Here is a 19,999-nt window from a genome sequence, read left to right on the forward strand (position 1 = left end):
CGAAGGCTTTACGGGCGGGGCAGGGGAGCCGATCATGCAGGCCATGACCGATCCCGTTGCCCGCAAGCTGGTTGACCGCTTCTTCCGCTACCTTGCCATCCCCAGCCAGAGCGACGCGCGCGCCACGGGCCTGCCCAGCTCGCCCGGGCAGCGCCGGCTGGCCGAACTGCTGGCGGAGGAGCTGGCCGGGCTCGGCCTCGCCAAGGTCCATCTCGACGACAACGCCATCGTCACGGCGCGGCTGCCCGGCACGGTGCCGGGGGCGCCCCGCATCGGCTTCGTCGCGCATCTCGACACCGTGGATGTCGGCCTTTCCCCCGAGATCCGGCCGCAGATGCTGCGCTTCGAGGGCGAGGACCTGCTGCTCAACCCCGCGCGCGACATCTGGCTGCGCGTCGCCGAGCACCCGGAGATCCTGCCCTATCGCGGCGAGGAGATCCTGTTCGGCGACGGCACCAGCGTGCTCGGCGCCGACAACAAGGCGGCCATCGCCACCATCATGACGATGCTGGAGGCGCTGCGCGCGGGCGAGGTGCCGCATGGCGACATCGCCGTCGCCTTCGTGCCGGACGAGGAGATCGGCCTGCGCGGCGCCAAGGCGCTCGACCTCGCCCGCTTCCCGGCCGATTTCGCCTACACCATCGATTCCTGCGCGCGCGGCGAGGTGGTGTACGAGACCTTCAACGCCGCCAGCGCGCGGATCGAGATCACCGGCGTGCCGGCGCACCCGATGTCGGCCAAGGGCGTGCTGGTCAACCCCATCCTGCTCGCCATGGAGCTGGTCGCGCAGCTCGACCCCTTGCAGCGGCCCGAGCACACCGAGGGGCGGGAAGGCTACTGGTGGTTCAACGGCATCAGCGGCGACCAGAGCGCCGCGCGCCTGACCGCCTCCATCCGCGACTTCGACGCGCGGGGCTTCGCCGAGCGCAAGCGCCTGCTGGCGGAGGCGGCGGAGCAGCTCCAGGCGCGCCATCCGCGCGCGCGCATCGAATGCCGGATCGAGGACACCTACGGCAACATCGACGCCGCGCTCGGCAACGACCGCCGCTGCGTGGACCTCATCTTCCGCGCCATGGCGGAGCGCGGCATCGCGCCGCGGGAGATCGCGATGCGCGGCGGCACCGACGGCTCGGCGCTCTCCGCGCGCGGCCTGCCGACGCCGAACTACTTCACCGGCGCGCACAACTTCCATTCGCGCTTCGAATTCCTGCCGGTGAGCGCCTTCATCGACTCGCTGCGCGTCAGCCTCGGCATCTGCCGCCTCGCCGCCGCGCCCTGAGGGATGCGCGGCGAGGCGGCGTGCCTCAGCTCACCACGGCGATCTGCTGCGGGTCCAGCTCCAGCCAGACCTTCTCGCCCACCTCGTGCACCTGCAGCGGCGGCGCGGTGACGCGCAGCTGCAGCCCGCCCTCCTGCGGGCGCACCACGTAGTCCCAGGATTCCCCGAGATAGGTGCGCTGCGCCACGATGGCCGCCAGCACGGGGCGGCCCTCCCGCGTCTGCGGCTGGCTGCGGGAGAGCGACATGGCCTGCGGCCGCACCGAGAGCAGGATCGGCCGCGCGGCGTCGGGCACCTTCTGGCCGAGCTGGGCGGCGCGCAGCGAGAAGCCGTCCAGCCCGATCTCGCCATCGGCGAGCCGGCCCTCCAGCAGGTTGGTGCGGCCGATGAAGGCGGCGACGAAGCGGGTGCGCGGCTGGGTGTAGATCAGGTGCGGCGCGTCCACCTGCTCGATGCGCCCGGCATTCATCACCGCGATGCGGTCGGCCGTCGCCATCGCCTCCGACTGGTCGTGCGTGACATAGACGGTGGTGATGCGGAACTCGTCATGCAGGCGGCGGATCTCGAAGCGCATCTCCTCGCGCAGGTTGGCGTCGAGGTTGGAGAGCGGCTCGTCCAGCAGCAGCACGGAGGGCTTGACGACGATGGCGCGCGCCAGCGCCACGCGCTGCTGCTGCCCGCCGGAAAGCTCGGCGGGGTAGCGGTCCGCGAGGTGGCCCATCTGCACCACCTCCAGGATCTGCCGGGTGCGCGCGCGGACCTCGGCCGAGGGCAGCTTCTGCAGCTTCAGCCCGAAGCCGACATTCTCGGCCACCGTCATGTTCGGCCAGATGGCGTAGCTCTGGAAGATCATCGACATGCGGCGGCGCTCCGGCGGCAGCACCGCGCCGGGCGCGGAAAGCACCTCGCCATCCATGGTGATGCTGCCGGAGGTCGGCTCGATGAAGCCGGCGATCATGCGCAGCGTGGTGGTCTTGCCGCAGCCGGACGGGCCGAGCAGGCAGACGAACTCGCCCTCCTGCAGGGAGAGGTCCACATTGTCCACCACCCGGAGCGTCCCGTAGGCCTTGCTGAGGCCCTTCAGCGTCAGACGGGGCATCGGTCTCAACTCCTCCGCAGCATGAAGTCGCGGCCGGCCAGCTTCATGCCGATGGCGACCAGGACCAGGGTGATGAGCAGCAGCAGCCCGCCGAAGGCGGCCAGCACCTCGAAGTTGCCGGCCTCGCTGAGGTCGTAGAGCAGCACCGACATGGTGCGCGTGCGCGGCCCGACGAGAAAGACCGCCGCCGACAGCTCGCGCGAGGCGACGATGAAGACGATCAGCCAGCCGCCGATCAGGCTGCGGATGATCAGCGGCGCGGTGATGCGGCGCACCGTCAGCAGCCGCCCGCCGCCCAGGATGCGCGCCGCCTCCTCCATCTCCGGGTGCACGGCGCGCACGGCGGCGGCGGAATTGGCGAAGGCGATCGGCAGGAAGCGCGCGGTGAAGGCGAGGATGATGATCAGCGCCGTGCCGTAGAGCGCGATCGGCGGCGCCGCGTAGGCGGCGTAGAAGCCGATGGCCATGACGATGCCGGGGATGACGAAGGGCGCCATCGCCAGGAAGGCCAGCACCGAGCCGAAGGGCACCAGCCGGCGCGCCACGATGTAGGCCACCAGCACGGCGATCACCACCGCCGCGGTCGCCGAGGCGGCGGAGAACCACAGCGTGTTCCAGATCGAGGGCAGCGCCATCTCGTGCCGGAACAGCAGGTAGCCGTAGTTGCCGAGCGTCAGGTTGTCCCAGGCCAGGCCGCGCCCCCAGGCCTTGGCGAAGGAGGCCTGCAGCAGCACGGCGAGCGGCATCAGCACCGCCAGCAGGCCGACGAAGCCGCAATAGCCCCACACCGCCCAGCGCCAGCGGCCGAGCCGGATCGGCCGCCGCTCGCCGCCCTTGCCGGTCTGCGAGACGAAGCCCTTGCGCGCCAGCAGCAGCTTCTGCACCGCGATCATGCCGATGGTGATCAGCAGCAGCGGCATGGCATAGGCCGCCGCCACCTCGACCCGCACCGGATACTCGAAGAACTGCCAGAGCTGCGTGGTGACGACGTTGATGCGCGCCGGGATGCCGATGATGGCCGGCGTGCCGAACAGCGCGACCGTCTCCAGGAAGACCACGATGATGCCGCCCAGCACGGCGGGCCAGACCAGCGGCAGCGTCACCTTGCGCGTGGTGGTCCAGGTGCCGGCGCCGAGGATGTTGGCGGCATCCTCCATCTCGGACGAGATCAGGTCCAGCGCCGACTTCACGAAGATGAAGATCAGCGGGAAGGAGTGCAGCGAGATGACCAGCGCCAGGCCGAAGAAGCTGTAGACGTTGACCAGCGGCGCCTGCAGCCCGGTCAGCCAGGTCCAGGCCTGGTTGACGAAGCCCGAGTTCGGCCCCGCCAGCAGGATCCAGCCGACGGCGCCGAGATAGGGGGGCATGATGAAGGCGCCCATCACCATGGCCCAGGTGAGGCCCTTGCCCGGCATGTCGGTGCGCGAGACCGCCCAGGCCAGCGGCACCGCGAAGACCACCGACAGCAGCGCGGAGAGCGCGCCCAGCATCAGCGAATTGCCGAGCGCCTCCAGGTAGCGTGCCCGCCCATAGGCCGTGGCGTAGTTGGCCAGGGTGAAGGCGCCGCTGCCCTGCTTCTCGAAGCTCACGACCAGCAGCTTGCCGATCGGGATGGCGACGAGGAAGAGCAGCGCGCCGATCAGCAGCACCCAGAGCAGGTTGGAAGGTTCGAGATAGCGCAGGCGGCGCAGCAGCCCCGGCCGCCGCGCCGCCTCGGTATCGGATTTCGACAGGATCGCGGCGGATTCGGTCATCCGGGCGTGGCTCCCTCGCGGCGAAGGGGTTCGGTCATACGCCGAAGGTGTCGCGCCAGAGCTCCTTCACCTCCTGGCCGTCGCGCTCCAGCTCGTCCGGGTCGGCGGTGATCATCGTCACCTCGTCGAGCGGGCGGGAGCCGGGCGGCGGCGGCACCTCGGGGCGCAGGGACTCGCTGAAGAAGGGCCGCGTGGCCTCGTAGTAGGCCGGGCTGGTCATGTACTCCATGAACAGCTTCGCCGCGTTCGGGTGCGGCCCGTTCTTCAGCGCGCCGCTCGGCGCCGGCACCATCAGCGTGCCGTCGGTCGGGTAGATCATCGTGATCGGGTTACCGCGGGAGATCGAGAGCAGGGTGGTGGCGGAGGGGATGGCGGCGCCGATCTGCCGCTCGCCCGCGTTCAGCATGGTCACCGGGTCGGCGCTGGAGCGGCCGATCTGCGGCTGGTTCTTCTCCAGCGCCTTGAAGTAGTCCCAGCCGTAGAGCTTGCGCATGGCCAGGCACCAGGAGGTGATGGCGCCGCTGTAGCCGGGATGGCCGACGGCGACCTTGCCGCGCCATTTCGGGTCCAGCAGCTCCTTCCAGCTCTTCGGCGCATCGGCCTCCGAGACCTGGTCGCTGCGCCGCCCCATCAGGAAGAGGCCGAGATAGGTGACCTGGAAGTAGCCGTCCGGGTCCGCCGCCTGCTGCGCCGCCTTGATCAGCCCGGCCGCGTTCTGCGGCTTGTAGGGCATCAGCCGCTCGTTCTGCTTGAGGAAGGCGAGGTGGCTGTGATCGGTGGAGCTGAACACGTCGCACTGCGCGACGCCGGCCCGCATGTCCTGCGAGAGGCGCTGGAAGGCCACCTGGGAGGTGCTGCGCACCACGTTCACCTCGACGCCGGGGAAGCGCGTGGTGAAGCCGCGCCCGATCGCCTCCGAGGGCTCCGCCTGGTACTGGCCGGTATACCAGGTGAGCTGCCCCTCCTTCTTGGCCGCCTCGTAGAGCTCCTTCTCGTGCGGCCGCAGCTCGGCCGCGCGGGCGGCGCCGAAGCGCGCGGCGGCGGCCCCGCCGGCGGCGAGCCCGAGGAACAGGCGCCTGTTGAAATCCAGCATGTCGGTCTTCTCCCTTTGCGATGCAGGGTGGCGGCTCTCCCGGCCGCGCTTGCCCCGTGCGGCCGCCTCAGCGTCCGGTGAAAACCGGGGGCCGCTTCTCCTGGAAGGCGCGGCGGCCCTCGGCATAGTCGGCGCTGTCGAAACAGGCTCGGTTCAGCCGCTCCACCAGCGCCGGGTCCCGCGCCGCCGGATCGCCGGCGATCTGATCGATGGCGACCTTGGAAGCCTCCACCGAAAGCGGGGCGTTCCGCGCGATCTGCAGCGCGAGCGCGGTGACCTCCTCCTCAAGCCGCGCGGCCGGCACCAGGCGGTTCACCAGCCGGCAGGCCAGCGCCTCGGCGGCGTCGAACTGGCGCCCGGTGAACAGGATCTCCTTCGCCAGCGCCGGTCCCGTCAGCGCCACCAGGCGCGCCAGGCTTTCCCGGCCATAGGCGATGCCGAGCCGCGCTGCTGGAATGCCGAAGCGGCTGTCATCGGAGGCGATGCGCAGGTCGGCCATCAACGCCACGGCATAGCCGCCGCCGATGCAGAAACCCTGGATCATCGCGATCAACGGCTTGCGCAGGGTCTCGAGCTTGTGCCGCGCCGCGCTGCTGCGCCGGCCATAGGCCTCCTGCGCGGCGGCGTCGGCGCGCACACGGTCGAACTCGCTGATGTCGGCGCCGGAGGCGAAGGCCTTGCCGCCCGCGCCATGCATCACCACGACGCGCACCGCGTCGTCGGCGGCGAAATCCTCCGCCGCGGCGGCGATGGCATCCCACATCGCCAGCGAGATGGCGTTGCGCTTTTCCGGCTGGTTGATCGTCAGCCAGCCGATTCCGTCCTGCTTGCGCGTCAGGATTTTCGTGCCGGCGTCGGAAGAAGCGGGAATGTCCATGACGGGCCGTTTCCTGCTGCGGTGCGAAAGGCGGAGACACGCGTCAGGAGATATCACGCCCGCCCGGAACTCCGGGTGTGCAGCACGTCCTCGGGTTTCGCGTGAGCGCCTGTTTCGCGCCATTCACGCAGCGGATCGCTTCTCTCCTCGTAATGACCTTGTCACCCGCGATAGGGAATGTAAACAATAAACACCTCGCCATACGGAGATGGCCGGATCATGCAGCGGCGCCAGAGCAGCTCTCGGCCGGAAGGCGCATCCACCGTGGCGGGCGCCATCGCGGAGCTGCGCCAGCGCCTCGCCGGACGGGAGTCGCTCGGCCGGAGCGTGCAGGCGGCGCTGGAGCAGATGATCGAGGGCGGCGTGCTGAAGCCCGGCGCGCGGCTGAACGAGATGGAACTGGCGGCGCAACTCGGCGTCAGCCGCGGGCCGGTGCGGGAGGCGGCGCGCGCGCTGGAGCGCACCGGGCTTGTCACCGTCATCCTCAACCGCGGCGCCTTTGTGCGCAGCCTCGACATCGACGAGGTCCTGCAGACCTACGAGATGAACGCCGTGCTGTTCGGGCATGCCGCGGCGCTGCTGGCGCGCAGGATCGCTCCGGTCCAGGCCGCGGAGCTGCAGGCCAGCGTGGCGCGGATGGACGAGGCCGCCGCGGCGGGCGGGCGCGAGGCGTTCTTCGCCGCCAATGTGCTGTTCCACCAGCGGGTCGTCGAGTTCTGTGGCAACCGGCCGCTGCGCGACGTCTATCTTGAGCACACGCGCCGGCTGCTGCTGCTGCGCCGCCGCTCCTTCGACGCGGCGGGCAACATGCGGGCAGCGAACAGCGAGCACCACCGGCTGCTGGAAGCGATCTTATCCGGGCAGGCCGAGTTGGCGCGGCACCAGGCCGAAGCGCATACGCGCGCGGGACGGGCGCGCTACCTCGCGGCCATCGCGCACGGCAGCGCGGCGGCGGCAGGCGAAACAATGCCGGAGGGAGGAGACCACCATGCTGACGATTGACAGGATCGGCGTCGATATCGGCCGGCGCATGCGGCTGGAGGACGCGATCGACTGGGCGGCGGAGAACCGTGTCCGCTACATCGACATCCAGCTCGACACCGGACCGAACAAGGTGGACAGCTTCGACGACGCCCGCGCGGCGGCAATCCGCGCGCAGGCGGAGCGGCGGGGCGTGACGCTCGGCCTGCACACGCTTTCCGCCGTCAACGTCGCGGAATACTCGCCCTTCCTTTCGGATGCGGTGGACGCCTATATGCGCGCCTATATCGAGTTGGCGCCGAAGCTCGGGGCCGAGTGGATCGTGGTGCATGCGGGCTACCACTTCACGGCCGACGTGAAGCCGCGCATGGAGGCCGGATTGGCGCGGCTGCAGCGCGTGGTCGAGCATGCGGAGAAGCACGGCGCGCTGCTGCTGCTGGAGAACCTGAACAAGGAGCCGGCCGATGCCGAGGTCCACTACCTCGCGCATACGGTTGAGGAATGGCGCTATTACTACGAGCGCATCCACTCGCCGGCCTTCGCCCTTTCCTTCACCGCCAACCACGCGCACCTGATGCCGGATGGCGTGGAGGGCTTCGTGGAGGCCATCCCGCTGGAGCGTGTCGCCGAGGTGCGGCTGGCCGACTGCTTCCGCAACGGGCATGAGCAGCACCTGCTGCCCGGCCAGGGGAACTTCGACTTCGGCGCCATGTTCGCCCTGCTGGAGCGCAAGGGCTTCAAGGGGCACTACATGAACGCCTTCGGCACCCTGGCCGACATGCAGAAGGCGCGGCACGACATGCTGCGGATGGCGCAGGAGGCCGGCGTTCCCGCCTCCTGAACCATGCCGGGCAGCGAGTGTCCTGATCGCGAAATTCCTTCGACACCCGAATGATCGTAGGAATTTCGCGACCGGAAACCGCATTAGCGCGCCGGCGGCATCCCGCCATAGGTGGTGAGGTGCGCGCCGGCCAGCCATCCCGCGTCGATCGGCAGGTTGATGCCGGTGATGGCGGAGGCGTGGTCCGAAAGCAGGAAGGCCACGCCGGCGCCGATCTCCTCCGGCTCCACCAGCCGGCCGAGCGGCGCCGCCTTGGTCAGCAGGCGCGGATCGCGCAGCCCGCGTTCCATCGCGGCCCGCAGGGGCGGCGTGGCCACGTAGCCCGGCGAGACCGCGTTGACCCGCACGCCCGAGCGCCCCCATTCCGCGGCCAGGCAGGCCGCCATGTGCACCACGGCCGCCTTGGAGGGCGCATAGGCGTGCAGCGGCGCCGTGCGCGAGGCGGTGACAGAGCCGGTGACGACGATGCCGCCCCTGCCGCGCGGCGCCATGCGCCTTCCGGCCGCCACGCAGGAGATGTAGGCGCCGCGCAGGTTGACGGCGATCACGCGGTCGAACTCCTGCAGCGGCAGCCGCTCCGGCGGGGCGCCCGGCTGGATCAGCCCGGCATTCGCCACCAGCGCCTCCACCGGGCCGAGCCGGGCCTCGATGTCGTCGAAGGCCGCCTCGGTCGCCTGCTCGTCCGTGACATCGAGGGCGAGGGCCTCGGCGCCGAGTGTGGTGGCCGCCGCGCGGGCCGGGGCCTCGTTGATGTCGGCGATCACCACGCGCCAGCCGCGCTCCGCCAGCACCCCGGCCGTGGCGAGCCCGATGCCGCTGGCCCCGCCCGTCACCAGCGCGATGCGGCCGCGCCCTTCGTCCCGTGCCATTGCGATTTCTCCCTCAGACGGCCAGGTAGCGCTGCATCACGGCCTCGTTGCCGCGCAGCGCCGCGATGGTGTCGCTGTAGACGACCTGCCCCTTGTCGATCACCGTCGCATGGGTGGCGATGCCCATGCAGAAATGCATGTTTTGCTCGGCCAGCAGGATGGTCACCCCCATCTCGCGCAGGGTGCGGATGAGATCGCCGATGGCGCGCACGATGATCGGTGCCAGCCCCTCGCTGGGCTCGTCCAGCAGCAGGATGTCGGGATTGCCCATCAGCGTGCGGGCGATGGTCAGCATCTGCTGCTCGCCGCCCGAGAGGCGGCCGGCGATGCGGTGCCGCATGCCCGCGAGGATGGGAAAGACCTCGTAGATGCGCGCGGTCGTCCAGTGGCGGTCGCCGCGGGGCCCGGGCTTGGCGCCGACGATGAGGTTGTCCTCCACCGTGTGCTCGGGAAAGACCTGCCGGTCCTCGGGCACGTAGCCGATCCCGGCGCGGGCGACGAGATAGGGCGGCTTGCCGGAGACGGTGGTGCCGGACAGCGCGATCTGTCCGCGCCGTGGCGGGGCGATGCCGGCGATCGCCTTGAAGGTGGTGCTCTTGCCGGCGCCGTTGCGGCCGAGCAGCGCCATGGTCTGCCCGCGCTCCACCGCCAGGTCGATGCCGAACAGGATCTGGCTGGCGCCGTAGAAGACGTCCGCGGCGCGGACCTCCAGGATGGGCGCGGCCATGCTCATGCCTCCCCCGCGAGGGCCAGGTGGTGGTCGGTGCCGAGATAGGCGTCGATCACATCCTGGTTTCGCCGGATCTCCTCCGGCCGGCCCTGCGCCAGCACCGCGCCGTATTTCAGCACCTGCACGACCTGGGCGTACTTGAAGACAATGTCCATGTCGTGCTCGATGAAGATCATGGTGAGGCGCTTCGCCTGCCAGAGCTGGTGCACCTTCTCGATCATGCGCCAGCGCTCGTCCGGCCCCATGCCGGCGGTGGGCTCGTCCAGCAGCAGCACCTTCGGCTCCATCGCCAGGGCCAGGCCGATGTCGAGCAGCTTCTGGTCGCCGTGCGAGAGGCTGCTGGACACGACGCCGGCCTTGCCGGCGAGGCCCAGCAGTTCGAGCAACTCCCCGGCCCTGGCGCGGCTGCCCTCCAGCGGGAAGCGCCGCAGCAGCGACCAGGAGCGGCGCTGATGCGCGGCGACGGCGGCGGTCATCGCCTCCCGCACCGTCAGCGTGGGAAAGAGGGATGCGACCTGGAAGGCGCGCGCCATGCCGCGGCGCGCGATCTCCAGGCTGGAAAGGCCCACCAGGTCCCGCCCCTCGAAGAGGACGCGGCCCGAATCCGGCCGCAGGTGGCCGGAGATCAGGTTGAAGAAGGTGGTCTTGCCCGCGCCGTTCGGGCCGATGATCGCCGTCAGCGAGCCGGCGGGGAAGGCGAGGGAGACGTCCCGCGTGGCCGCCACGCCGCCGAAGGACTTGCAGAGATGCTCGACCTGCAGCATCGGCTCACCCCGCCGCCTTGGTCTTGGCCGGTTCCGGCGCGGCCGGCGCCGGCGGCGCGGCGGCGCGGCGCTCGGCCAGCCAGTTCGCGGCGAAGTCGGCGACGCCGCGCCGCAGCCCCAGCACGATGAGCAGGATGACGACGCCCAGCACCAGCCCGTGATGGTGCGTGTAGATGGTGACGTAGTGGTTCAGCAGTTGCAGCAGGAAGGCGCCGAGGACGGGGCCCAGGAACACCTGCGTGCCGCCCAGCATGATCATGAAGATGGCCTCGCCGGAGGTGGTCCAGAAGCCGAACTCGGGAAAGGCGCCGGAAACGAAGAGCGCCATGATGATGCCGGCCATGCTGGCCACGCCCCCGGCCAGCACGAAGATGCCGAGCTTCATGCGCACCACGTCCACGCCGAGGAAGTTGGCGCGCGCGGGGTTGTCGCGGATCATGCGCAGCGTGTAGCCGAAGGGCGATTGCCAGACCTGCCGCATGGCCAGCAGGCAAAGGACGAAGATCACGGCCGCGAAGGCATAGAGCGTGTGCGCCTCGCCGAGGTCGATGCCCAGGAAGGGCGGGCGCGGGATGCCGCCGCGCAGGCCCTGGTCGCCGCCGGTGAGGTCCACCCAGGTCAGGATGATGCTGTGGATGAACATCTGGAAGGCCAGCGTGATGAAGGAGAAATAGATTTCCTTCAGCCGCACGCAGATGGCGCCGATCACCAGCGCCAGCAGCGCCGTGCCGCCCACCGCCGCCAGCATGGCGAGCGGGACCGACACCGCGCCCGACTGCATCAGCAGTCCGAACACATAGGCGCCGGAGGCGAAATAGGCGGCGTGGCCGAAGGAGACGAGGCCGGTCAGCCCGACCAGCAGGTTCAGCGACATCGCCAGCAGTCCGTAGGCGATGACGTAGATCAGGAAGTCCCGCAGGGAGGGGTGCGGGAACACCAGGGGCAGCGCCAGCAGCACCAGCAGGCCCAGCATGGCGACCAGCAGGTCGCGCATCAGGCCGGCGCGCATCAATCCGGTGCGCATCAGTCCGTTGCGCATCTCAGGCCGCCCTCGCGCCGAACAGGCCGGTGGGCCGCAGGATCAGCACCAGCCCCATCAGCGCGAACATCAGCCCGTCCACGAACAGCGGAAAGCCGATGGCGCCGAAGGCGCGCGTCAGCCCGATCAGCAGCGCCGCCGCCAGCGCGCCGGGAATGGAGCCCATGCCGCCGATCACGGTGACGATGAAGCTCTCGATCAGCACCGAGAGGCCCATGCCGGGCGTCAGCGAGCGCACCGGCGCGGCCAGCGCGCCGGCGGTGCCCGCCAGCGCGCAGCCCAGGCCGAACACGCCCGCGTAGAGCAGCCGTGTGTTGATGCCGAGCGCGCCGACCATCTGCGGGTTGATGGCGAGCGCGCGGATGACCTTGCCGAGCCGCGTGCGGTTGATGCCGAGCCAGAGCAGCAGGCCGATGCCGAGCGACATGCCGAGCATGAAGATGTAGTAGCTCGGGATGAACCCTCCCGCGATCTCCACCGGTGCCGTGGCGAAGCTCTCGGGCATGCCCATCAGCTTGTACTCGGCGCCGAACAGGATCTTCACAAGGTCATCGAAGATCAGGATGGCGGCGTAGCAGACCAGGAGCTGCATCAGCAGGTCCCGGCCGTAGACCTTGCTCATGAAGAAGCGTTCGAACAGCACCCCGACGATGCCGGCGCCCACCGCCCCGGCCACCAGCGCCGCCACGAAGCTGCCCGTCCGCTCGAAGCACAGGAAGGCGAAATAGGCGCCCAGCATGTAGAAGGCGCCATGGGCGAAGTTGACCACCCCCAGCACGCCGAAGATGAGCGACAGCCCGGAGGCGACGAGAAACAGCAGCATGCCCACGATCAGCCCGGTGGAAACCTGGGTGACGGCGCAGGAGGCGCTTGCGAAGCAGCCGGCGAGGACGTCGAGGTTCATGGCGGATCTCCCGTTGCGGCGCGCGGCTCAGGCGTAGCCCTTCCGCTGCTTCCACTCCGCCTCCATTTCCAGCACCTGGCTCCACTCCACCGGCACGAAGCCCTCCACGAAGGGGGCCTTGGGCACGGTGCGGCCCCAGGCGGTGGGATAGCCGATCAGCGTATGGTCGGTGTCGCGCAGGGTCAGCTTGTCGCCGACCGCCAGCGGGGAGTCGAGCGCCATGCCCTTCAGCTCGGCCGCCAGCGCCGCGCCCTCGGTGCGCCCGTTGGTGCGCTTCAGCGCCTCGGCGATGAACTGGGCGGCGACGTAGTTCTGCCAGGCCCAGTTGGTGGGCTCGTGCTTCGCCAGGCTGGCGAAGCCGTCGGCGAAGGCGGTGTTGGAGGGCTTGTCCGGATAGTTGCGGTTGTAGCGGTAGGCGGTGTGCAGGCCGGGCGGCAGCTGCTTGATCGCCGTCAGCACCGGCGGGTCGCCCAGCGAGGAGGAGAACAGCGTGATGTTGCCGAAGATGCGGTAGAGGTTGCTCTGCTCGATGAAGCTGACGAGGTCGCCCCCCCAGAGGGCCGAGTACATGGCCTGCGGCCGCACCTGCAGCGCCTTGGTGATGTTCTCGGTGTAGTCGGGCGCGAAGAGGCGCGGCCAGACCTGGTCCACCACCTCGATGGAAGGATCGAACTTCTTGATGAATTCGAGGAACTCGGCGGTGTTGTCGCGCCCGTAGGCATAGTCGGGCGAGCAGGTCATCCAGCGCTTCAGGCCGCGCTGCTTGGAGATGGCGGAGGCATAGACGCCGCCGGCCACCGCGTCGTGGATGCCCTGCCGGGCGCAGCGGAAGGCGGTCTTCACATGCAGCTTCGGGTCCGCCGTCAGCGAGGAGGTTTCCGAGTTCGTGTGGATGCAGAGCACCGGCAGGTCGCGGATCACCTCGTGCACGGCGAAGCCGCCGGAGGAGGCCTCGCCGTCGATGATGAGCTCGCAGCCATCGTTGTTGATCAGGTCGCGCGTGACCTTGGCGGCCTCGTCGGGCCGGCCCTTGGAATCGCGCTCCACCAGCTCCAGGCTGCGCCCGCCCAGCCCGCCCGCCTCGTTGATGCGGCTGAAGGCGTATTGCACGGCGGTGCGGCTGGAGGTGCCGAGGATGGCGACGCGGCCCGACAGGATGGTCGGCATGCCGACGCGGATCACCTTGGCCTGGGCGCCCGCGACATGCGGCCGGGCCAGCATGGCCGCCCCCGCCGCGGCGGCGCCAAGCAGGGTGCGGCGCCCGAGCGTGGCGGCCGGGCCGGCCTGTGTGTGCCTGGTCATGTGTTCTTCCTCCCCTTCGGGCGCGAGGGCGTGCCGCCTGCGCCGGCGCAACCCTGTTTCCCAGGGCCATTGTTCCGAGTTGGGCAAGTTCATGACAGCAAGTCAATGAGCAATTCAGGCAGAGAAAAGAAATGAAGCCCGCCGATTTACTTGGATCGAACAAATAGAAACCCCTGCTGTCCGGCGCGGCGGCGGACAGGGCGGGCAGGCTCGGGGCGCGGCGGCGTGGCCGCTACCAGACGCCGCGCAGCGTTTCCGCGGCCAGCGCCAGCACGCCGGCCACCGGGCCGATGGCCTTGTCCATGGTCAGGATGCCGTGGAACTGGTCCGCCAGGTGCAGCGCCGCGACACGGACGTTCTCGCGCTCCAGCCGGGCGGCATAGAGCTGGCCCTCGCTGCACAGCGGATCATGGCCGCAGGTCAGCACCAAGGCGGGCGCGCTGCCCGCCAGGCTCCGCGCCCGCAGCGGCGAGGCCTGCCAGGCCGTGCGGTCCATGGGCGCCGGCAGGTAGTGGTCGATGAACCAGCGCATGGTCGCCGCCGTCAGCGGCAGGCCCTGGGTGATGCGCTCGTAGCTTTCCCCGGTCATGGCGAGGTCCACGGCGGGATAGAGCAGCATCTGGAAGGCCAGCGGCGGCACCGTGCCGTCGCGCGCCATCAGCGCCAGAACGGCGGCGAGGTTGCCGCCGGCGCTGTCGCCGCCCACCGCCAGGCGCGCGGCGTCGATGCCGAGCGCCGGGGCTTCCGCCCGCAGCCAGCGCAGCGCCGCCACGCAGTCCTCCAGCGCGGCGGGGAAGCGGTGCTCCGGCGCCAGGCGGTAATCCACCGCGACGACGCAGGCGCCCAGCAGCCGCGCCAGCCGGCGGCAGACCCAGTCATGCGTCTCCAGGCTGCCGAGCACCCAGCCGCCGCCATGCAGGAAGAGCAGGCAGGGCAGCCCCGCGGCGGGCGCCCCGGCGCCGCGGTAGAGGCGCAGCGGCACGGGGCCGGCCGGCCCGGGCGCCTGCAGCGGCCGGACCTCGGGCAGCGGGTCGCCCGGCGTCTGCAGGGCGCGGGCGCGCGCGGCGTGGGCCTCGCGGGCCTGCGCGGGGGTCATGGTCTCAAAAGGCTTGCCGCCGGCCTCCTGCGCCTGTCGCAGCAGGGCCAGCACATGCGGATGAAGCGCGGGCAAGGAGGGCCTCCCCTCGTCGGCAGGAAGGCGCCCGGCGGCCGCGCCGGACGCGCAGGATGAGACGCGCAGGATGAGACGCGCGGGATGGGGCGCGCCGGATCGGGCCGAGGGCCGGCGCGCCTCAGGCGCTGCGCCGGAAGCCCTCGTAGCCCTTCTCCGCCACCTCCCGGCAGATCCGCGCGTAGTTGGCCATGCCGCCGGCATAGGGCATGAAGACGCGCGGCTTGCCCGGAACGTTGGCGCCCAGGTACCAGGACGAGTTCGCCAGCGGCAGCAGGGTGGCGTTGGCCGCGTCGTTCACATGCGCCACCCAGCGCTCCGCCGCCGCCGGATCCGCCTCGATCCGCGTCAGGCCCTCGTCGCGCATGGTGCGGATGCACTCCGTGATCCATTCCACATGCTGCTCGATGGCGACGGGCATGTTGGTCAGCACGGATGGGCTGCCGGGGCCGGTGATGGTGAACAGGTTGGGGAAGCCCGCCACCTGCAGGCCGAGATAGCTGCGCGGCCCCGCCGCCCAGCTTTCCTGCAGCCGCTGCCCCTCCCTGCCGCGGATGTCCATGGCCAGCAACGGGCCGGTCATCGCGTCGAACCCCGTGGCGAAGACGATGATGTCCAGCGGATAGTCGGCGTCGCTCGTGCGGATGCCGTCGGGCGTGATGCCGACGATGGGCGAGGCCTTGATGTCCACCAGCGTGACGTTGCCGCGGTTGAAGGTCTCGAAATATTCCGTGTCGATCGGCGGGCGCTTGGTGGCGAAGGGGTGGTCCTTCGGCGTCAGCCGCTCCGCGATTTCCGGGTCCTTGACGATGCTGCGGATCTTGGCGCGGATGAAGTCGGAGGCCGTGTCGTTGGCCGCCTTGTCGGTCAGCAGGTCGCGGAAGGCGGCGCGGAAGCGCAGCCCGCCCCGCTCCCATGCGGCCTCGTAGCGGGCGAGCCGCTCCTCCGGCGTCACGTCGAGGGCGGAATGCTCGGAAACGTCAAAGGGATGGCCGTTGATGGAGGTCCGCCCCTTCTCGCGGATGGCGGCATAGTCGGCCTTGATCGCCTTCAGCTCCTCCGCGCTCATCGGGCCGTTGCGCGCGGGGATGCTGTAGTTGGCGGTGCGCTGGAACACCGTCAGGTGCGCTGCCTTCTCGGCGATCACCGGTGTGGCCTGGATGCCGGTGGAGCCGGTGCCGATCAGGCCCACGCGCTGCCCGGTGAAGTCCACATCCTCCTGCGGCCAGCGGCCGGTATGGTACCAGCGGCCGCGAAACGCCTCCAGGCCCGGGATCCTGGGGAAATTGGCCGCCGAGAGGCAGCCCACCGCCGTGATCAGGAAGCGCGCCGAGAGCCGCTCGCCGCCTTCGGTCGTGACATGCCAGCGATTGTTCGCCTCATCGTATTCGGCCGCCGCGACGCGCGTGTTGAACCGGATGTCGCGCCGCAGGTCGAACCGGTCGGCGACATGGCCGAGATAGCGCCGGATCTCGCCGTGCTGCGGGTAGCGCTCGGTCCAGTTCCACTCCTGCTGCAGCGCCTCCGAAAAGGAGTAGCTGTAGTAGTAGCTCTCCGAATCGCAGCGTGCGCCGGGATAGCGGTTCCAGTACCAGGTGCCGCCGACATCGTCGCCCGCCTCCAGCACCCGCACCGAAAGGCCGAGCCGGTCGCGCAGGCACAGGAGCTGGTAGAGGCCGGCGAAGCCCGCTCCGATGACCAGGGCATCGAGTTCCGCGCCCTCGGGCGGCGCGGATTCATGGACCTTCGTGCGCGTGCTGGCGGTCATGGCAGGCCGTTCTCCCTCTTCCCGTTTCGCTTCCATGGACGCAGGGCGCCATGCGCGGCCCGTTTTCCGGGCGTTGGCCGATGTTTCGGGAAGGCTATGGGCTTGCCCTGGCCGGTTCAATTTCCAAAGATGCCAAGCTGGTGTGAACGCATGTCACAGGTGCGCGCATGGACCGGCTGGGGGAAATGCTCGTTTTCGTGCGCGCCGTGGAGGATGGCAGCTTCTCCGCGGCCGGGCGCAGCCTTTCGCTCAGCCCCTCGGCGGTGAGCAAGATGATCGCGCGGCTGGAGAACCGGCTCGGCGTGGCGCTGTTCAACCGCTCGCTCCGCAGCCTGACGATGACGCCGGAGGGCGAGGCCTTCTACCCCGCCGCCCGCCAGGCCATCGGGGCGGTGGAGGAGGCCGAGGCGGCGGCCTTCGGCGGCGTCGCCCTGCGGGACGTGCTGCGGGTGCGCTCCATGCCCACCTTCGCCATCCACGAGCTGGCGCCGCTGGTGCCGGCCTTCCGCCGCCAGCACCCCGGGCTGCGGCTGGAGTTCATTCTGGGCAACGAGGCCGGCAACCTGCTGGAGGGCGGCGTGGACGTCGCCATCTACATCGGCGAGCTGCCGGATTCCTCGCTGATCGCGCGCCGCATCACGGTGATGCGCTGGATCATCTGCGCCGCGCCCGCCTATCTCGCCGAGCGCGGCCTGCCGTCCACCCCGGCGGAGCTTGCCGAGCACGAGTGCCTCAACTTCAACAAGCGCATGCCCTGGAGCACCTGGACCTTTCGCGACAGCGAGCATTCGGTGCACCGCATCCGCGCCAGCGGCAGCGTGACCGCGAACCAGGGGCAGATGCTGATGGCCCTGGCGCTCGCCGGCGTCGGCATCGCCCGGCTGGCGGAGTTCCAGATCGCCGGCGACCTGGCCGCCGGGCGGCTGGTCCGCCTCTTTCCCGAGCATGAGAGCGGGATGGAGGAAAGCATCTACGCCGTGCACCAGAGCAAGCGGCATGTCAGCCAGCGCGTGCGCGTGTTTCTCGACTTCCTGGAGGCCCGCTTCTCCCGCCCGGCGGCCTGAGGCGAGGGCGTCCCCCTGCCGCGCCGGAGCAGATCCCGTTCCGATGGCATCATCGGGACGGGGAAAGATGCTCTAGCGCGGCAGGCCCAGGAAGGCCTGNGAAAGATGCTCTAGCGCGGCAGGCCCAGGAAGGCCTGCTGCATCTGCCGGATGCGCGGCTTCCCCGTCAGCCGGTCCAGCAGGTCCTCCGGCGCGAGCGTTCCGGCCAGCGACTGCGGCGTGGCGCCTTCCTGGAGCCGCCGCATCGTCTCCCAGGCCGCCTGGATCGCCGCCATCACGGGCTGGTGGCCGCGCAGCGCGATGCGCACGCCGCGCGCGGCGAGGTATCCGGCATCCGCCAGCTCCGCCGGCAGGCCGCCGAGAACCAGCGGAACCCGGGCCGCGGCACTGACGGCATCGAGCTGCGCCCGCGTGCCGATGCCGGTGAGGAACATCGCGTCGATGCCGGTCCGCTGGTAGGCATCGAGGCGCGCGATGGCGTCGTCCAGCCCGGTGACGGAAACCGCGCTGGTGCGGCCGATCACCGCCAGCCCGGGGTCCTGGCGCGCATCCAGCGCGGCGCGCAGCTTGCCCACGCCTTCCTCGACGGGGATCAGCCGGGTTTCCGCCGCGCCGAAGGGCTGCGGCAGCAGCGTGTCCTCGATGGTCAGCGCGGCGATGCCGGCGGTCTCCAGCTCCTCCACCGTGCGCCGCACGTTCAAGGCGTTGCCGTAGCCGTGGTCGGCATCCACCAGCAGCGGCAGGGTGCCGGCGCGGCAGATGCGGTGCGCCTGCTGGGCGAACTCGGAAAGCGTCAGCAGCACGATGTCCGGCGCGCCGAGCACCACGAGGGCGGCCACCGAGCCCGCGAACATGCCGAGCTCGCAGCCCAGCTCCTCCGCCATGCGGGCGGAAAGCGGATCATAGACCGAGGCGGGATGCACGCAGCGGCCGCCCGACAGGATGGCGCGGAAGGCGGCGCGGCGGCCGGTGCAGTTCATGGAGCGACTCCCCGCCAAGCGGAAGGCTGTGGATCAGTATTCGTCAACAAAGGGGCTCATCAGCGGGAAGGCACTGTGCGTGCGCGCCGGATAGACCGGATCGGCCCTGCAGACATGGCTGCGGTTGAGCTCCTTCACCGTCCGCGCGCCCAGCAGGCCCAGGCACTCGGTGATCTCGGCCTCCAGCAGCTCCAGCACACCGGTGATGCCGGCCGCGCCGGCGGCCGCCAGGCCATAGCAATAGGCCCGGCCGATGCCCACCATGTCCGCCCCGAGGGCCAGCGCCTTGACGATGTCGGTGCCGCGGCTGAAGCCGCCGTCGATGACGACGGTGGCCCGGCCGCGCACCGCTTCCACCACCTCCGGCAGCACCTCGATGGCGCCCAGCCCATGGTCGAGCTGCCGCCCGCCGTGGTTGGACACATAGACCACCTGCACGCCTTCCTCGACGCAGAGCGCCGCATCCTCGGCCGTGCCGATGCCCTTCAGGATCAGCGGCACGTCGAAGCGGTCGCGGATGCGGCGGACGTCGTTCCAGTTGAAGGCGGCCTGGTAGCGCATCGTGTCCAGGCCGCCCTTGGCGCGCCAGGGCTTGGCGAAGCGCTTGGCGATGTCGCGCTCGCGGCGGCTGTAGACCGCGCTGTCCACGGTGACGCAGAAGGCGTCGTAGCCGCAATCCATGGCCCGGCGGACCTGTTCGTCCACCCAGTCCGCGTCGCCGCGCGCGTAGAGCTGGAAGATCCTGGTGCCGGAGGCCGCGTCGGCGACCGCGCGCATGTCGCTGTCGGCGACCGAGCTGAGCATGAACGGCACCCCGAACTCGCCGGCCGCGCGGGCCACCATCTGGCCACCGCCGGGGCGGAGCGATTCCAGCCCGCCCACCGGGGCGAGCAGCAGCGGCAGGCGCGCCGGCCTGCCGAGCAGGTGGTGCGAGGGATCGATGGAGGACATGTCGCGCAGCACGCGCGGCCGCAGCGCCAGCTTGTCGAGGCCGAGGCGGTTGCGCAGCAGCGTGGTTTCCGTGGCGGTGCCGCCGACCACGTAGTCCCACATGTTGCCGTCGAGCTTCTCGCGCGCGGCCCTGACGTATTCGTGCAGCGTCAGGTATTCACCCTCGGTCTGGCTCACGGCCATGGCGGCGCTCTCCTCTTCCGCACGGCGTTGCTGGCGATCAGGCTCCCGGCCGCGGGCCGGCGCGGCGCGGCGAGCCCGGGTTCGGCGCAGCGCCGCAGGGCGCGGTGCATCGGCGGAAGGTTCGCGGATGCGCGGGCGCGCCCTCCGCCCGTTCGGGCCCGAGGGGCCGTTGCCCGGCCGCCGCCGCATGATGGAGCATGCCGGTTCGTCCTTCCCGTCCTGCGGTTCAACCGCGGCCTTCATCCTGGCCCCGAGCCCTGTCCGCGCTCGGCCTGCTTCCGCTCAACGGCGACTTTCCGGACAAACCCGGCGTCCGTCAATCAGGGAGCGCGCCGGCAGGGAGCGCGCCG

At 70.5% G+C, this 19,999-nt stretch carries 18 protein-coding genes; 4 read left to right on the forward strand and 14 right to left on the reverse strand.

All coding sequences use genetic code 11. From position 1 onward, the window contains the following. The first annotated feature begins 34 nt into the window (after positions 1-34). Positions 35-1,279: a peptidase T gene (gene pepT / locus E0493_RS18245; protein ID WP_235913865.1), complete on the forward strand. Its 1,245-nt coding sequence runs from the start codon at positions 35-37 to the stop codon at positions 1,277-1,279. A gap of 25 nt (positions 1,280-1,304) precedes the next feature. Here the strand turns inward: pepT and E0493_RS18250 are convergent, their stop codons facing one another. The 4 genes from E0493_RS18250 to E0493_RS18265 form a co-directional block, all read right to left on the reverse strand. Further along, positions 1,305-2,378, reverse strand: a complete 1,074-nt coding sequence (locus E0493_RS18250; RefSeq protein WP_160938686.1) for an ABC transporter ATP-binding protein — start codon at positions 2,376-2,378, stop codon at positions 1,305-1,307. 5 nt (positions 2,379-2,383) lie between these two features. Beyond that, positions 2,384-4,132 carry an ABC transporter permease gene (locus tag E0493_RS18255; RefSeq protein ID WP_160938687.1) on the reverse strand — a complete coding sequence of 583 codons (1,749 nt, stop codon included), beginning with the start codon at positions 4,130-4,132 and terminating at the stop codon, positions 2,384-2,386. A gap of 34 nt (positions 4,133-4,166) precedes the next feature. Continuing rightward, complete coding sequence (locus E0493_RS18260; RefSeq protein ID WP_160938688.1) at positions 4,167-5,225, reverse strand: ABC transporter substrate-binding protein; 1,059 nt, start codon at positions 5,223-5,225, stop codon at positions 4,167-4,169. Between the two features lie 67 nt (positions 5,226-5,292). After that, entirely contained in the window at positions 5,293-6,102 is an 810-nt protein-coding gene (locus tag E0493_RS18265; RefSeq protein ID WP_160938689.1) for an enoyl-CoA hydratase, read from the reverse strand. Between the two features lie 219 nt (positions 6,103-6,321). Between E0493_RS18265 and E0493_RS18270 the strand changes: the two genes are divergently transcribed. Together E0493_RS18270 and E0493_RS18275 are read left to right on the forward strand one after the other, a co-directional pair. Next, on the forward strand, positions 6,322-7,104 hold the full coding sequence (locus tag E0493_RS18270; protein ID WP_160938690.1) for a GntR family transcriptional regulator: 783 nt from the start codon (positions 6,322-6,324) through the stop codon (positions 7,102-7,104). Beyond that, on the forward strand, positions 7,091-7,924 hold the full coding sequence (locus tag E0493_RS18275; RefSeq protein WP_160938691.1) for a sugar phosphate isomerase/epimerase family protein: 834 nt from the start codon (positions 7,091-7,093) through the stop codon (positions 7,922-7,924). Before E0493_RS18270 ends, E0493_RS18275 begins: the two co-directional genes overlap by 14 nt. A gap of 83 nt (positions 7,925-8,007) precedes the next feature. Here the strand turns inward: E0493_RS18275 and E0493_RS18280 are convergent, their stop codons facing one another. The 8 genes from E0493_RS18280 to E0493_RS18315 all read right to left on the reverse strand — a co-directional run bounded on the left by E0493_RS18280 (position 8,008) and on the right by E0493_RS18315 (position 16,471). Then, complete coding sequence (locus tag E0493_RS18280; RefSeq protein ID WP_160938692.1) at positions 8,008-8,793, reverse strand: SDR family NAD(P)-dependent oxidoreductase; 786 nt, start codon at positions 8,791-8,793, stop codon at positions 8,008-8,010. A 13-nt stretch (positions 8,794-8,806) separates the two neighbouring features. Then, positions 8,807-9,520: an ABC transporter ATP-binding protein gene (locus E0493_RS18285; protein WP_160938693.1), complete on the reverse strand. Its 714-nt coding sequence runs from the start codon at positions 9,518-9,520 to the stop codon at positions 8,807-8,809. A 2-nt stretch (positions 9,521-9,522) separates the two neighbouring features. Continuing rightward, complete coding sequence (locus tag E0493_RS18290; protein WP_160938694.1) at positions 9,523-10,287, reverse strand: ABC transporter ATP-binding protein; 765 nt, start codon at positions 10,285-10,287, stop codon at positions 9,523-9,525. A gap of 4 nt (positions 10,288-10,291) precedes the next feature. Next, on the reverse strand, positions 10,292-11,326 hold the full coding sequence (locus E0493_RS18295; RefSeq protein ID WP_235913866.1) for a branched-chain amino acid ABC transporter permease: 1,035 nt from the start codon (positions 11,324-11,326) through the stop codon (positions 10,292-10,294). A gap of 1 nt (position 11,327) precedes the next feature. After that, positions 11,328-12,230, reverse strand: a complete 903-nt coding sequence (locus E0493_RS18300) for a branched-chain amino acid ABC transporter permease (protein ID WP_160938695.1) — start codon at positions 12,228-12,230, stop codon at positions 11,328-11,330. Between the two features lie 27 nt (positions 12,231-12,257). After that, complete coding sequence (locus E0493_RS18305; protein WP_160938696.1) at positions 12,258-13,532, reverse strand: ABC transporter substrate-binding protein; 1,275 nt, start codon at positions 13,530-13,532, stop codon at positions 12,258-12,260. Between the two features lie 232 nt (positions 13,533-13,764). Further along, positions 13,765-14,703, reverse strand: coding sequence for an alpha/beta hydrolase (locus E0493_RS18310; protein WP_160938697.1), 939 nt, complete (start codon positions 14,701-14,703; stop codon positions 13,765-13,767). A gap of 121 nt (positions 14,704-14,824) precedes the next feature. Further along, entirely contained in the window at positions 14,825-16,471 is a 1,647-nt protein-coding gene (locus tag E0493_RS18315) for a flavin-containing monooxygenase (protein WP_160938698.1), read from the reverse strand. 167 nt (positions 16,472-16,638) lie between these two features. Between E0493_RS18315 and E0493_RS18320 the strand changes: the two genes are divergently transcribed. Continuing rightward, positions 16,639-17,535, forward strand: coding sequence for a LysR family transcriptional regulator (locus E0493_RS18320; protein WP_160938699.1), 897 nt, complete (start codon positions 16,639-16,641; stop codon positions 17,533-17,535). Between the two features lie 110 nt (positions 17,536-17,645). Here the strand turns inward: E0493_RS18320 and E0493_RS18325 are convergent, their stop codons facing one another. Both E0493_RS18325 and E0493_RS18330 read right to left on the reverse strand, forming a co-directional pair. Next, entirely contained in the window at positions 17,646-18,515 is an 870-nt protein-coding gene (locus E0493_RS18325; RefSeq protein WP_160938700.1) for an isocitrate lyase/PEP mutase family protein, read from the reverse strand. A 33-nt stretch (positions 18,516-18,548) separates the two neighbouring features. Continuing rightward, positions 18,549-19,649, reverse strand: a complete 1,101-nt coding sequence (locus tag E0493_RS18330) for an alpha-hydroxy acid oxidase (protein ID WP_160938701.1) — start codon at positions 19,647-19,649, stop codon at positions 18,549-18,551. Between the last annotated feature and the right edge of the window lie 350 nt (positions 19,650-19,999).

It is taken from the genome of Teichococcus coralli (assembly GCF_009829925.1).
Taxonomy (GTDB): domain Bacteria; phylum Pseudomonadota; class Alphaproteobacteria; order Acetobacterales; family Acetobacteraceae; genus Pseudoroseomonas; species Pseudoroseomonas coralli.